The 1185-nt window shown below is 67.3% G+C and carries 1 protein-coding gene; it reads right to left on the bottom strand.

Translation table 11 applies throughout. The features are described from left to right. Positions 1-252 precede the first annotated feature (252 nt). Entirely contained in the window at positions 253-954 is a 702-nt protein-coding gene (locus tag PKE99_RS37595; protein WP_037054077.1) for a cysteine hydrolase family protein, read from the bottom strand. Positions 955-1185 lie beyond the last annotated feature (231 nt).

The following is a 1185-nucleotide window of genomic DNA, read 5'->3' as shown; positions in this document are numbered from 1 at the left end:
CTGCCTCCATCGGGTAGTGCTCCTTGCTGTCGTAGCTGCTCTTGGTGCCGCTACCGACGACCTTGACGTCGGCGCCGGCCTCCTGCAGGCGCAGGTAGGGGTACCAGCCCTCGAGGATCTGGTACTCGTCCTCGATCAGCAGGGCGACTCGCTTGCCGGAGAGCGACATCAGGAACTCCTTCTTCTTCGTCGGGTGTGGTGAGCAGGAGGGGAGAGCGGGGCCCGCACGGGCGCGCGGGCCCCGGGACGCGCTCAGGCGCCGATCATCTCCAGGAACTCGATGCTGGTGCGGACGTCGCCGTGATTGGCCTGAATCTGGCGCAGGGCCTCCCAGTGCTGGCCGTAACCCAGCGGGTCGTCCTTGCCCGACGGGATGGCCGCGGTGGTGTCGGCGAGAACGATCATCTTGAAGTCCTGGTTAGCCCCGTCGATGGCGGTGGCCAGCTGGCAGTTGCCGGTGGAGAGGCCGGCGACGACGAGGGTGTCGCAGCCCGCCTTGCGCATGTACTCGGTCAGCGCGCTGCCGTAGAACGAGCTGAAGCGGTGCTTGCGGATGACCGGCTCGTCGGGCAGCGGCTTGAGCTCGTCGACCAGCTCGTCGCCGCCGTTGCCCCAGCTTCCGGGGAACGTCGCCAACTGACCCTCGAGGCCCCACTTGATGTCGGCGTACCCGGCGTCCTTGCCGTCGGGACGCAGGCCCCACAGCGACCAGACGACCGGGATGCCCTTGGCCCGGCAGGCCTCCAGCACCGTGACGACGGGCTGGATGACGTCCTTGCCCTCCGGGGCACCACCGACACTCGGGATGTACATCGCGCCGTCCGGCTCTGCGCACGCCTTCTGCATGTCCAGGACCAGCAGCATCGTCTTCTCGATGTCGATGGTCGGGGCGAGCATCCTCGAGCGGTCGATGTGGTCGTCGATGTGCTTGTAGGTGTAGTCGAGCGAGGACATCGCTGCTCCTTTGCGGTGATGCGGATGACCGCTTCCAGGGGGCTTCCGAGCCGGCGCGGGGTGGAATCGGCGGCCGGCTGTCCTACCCAGATCCCTGGCCGTTGGCACGAGATCTCAGGTGATCTGGTGGTCTGAACACTAACCCGGGGCGCCGCGGGAGTGTCAATAGTCCGTTCGAGAATGTTGCGCGTCGGCGGTGAGGGTGCCGCCGCTCGGCGCACCGGTGCCAAG

The organism is Pseudonocardia halophobica (genome assembly GCF_027922425.1).
In the GTDB taxonomy this organism is placed as follows: domain Bacteria; phylum Actinomycetota; class Actinomycetes; order Mycobacteriales; family Pseudonocardiaceae; genus Pseudonocardia; species Pseudonocardia halophobica.
The sequence above is the reverse complement of the archived record's forward strand: the minus strand, read 5'-3'. Positions and strand labels throughout refer to the sequence as shown.

Coding starts and splice junctions, on each gene's coding strand:
- PKE99_RS37595 (WP_037054077.1), bottom strand. CDS start 954: ATGTCCTCGCTCGACTACACCTACAAGCACATCGACGACCACATCGAC.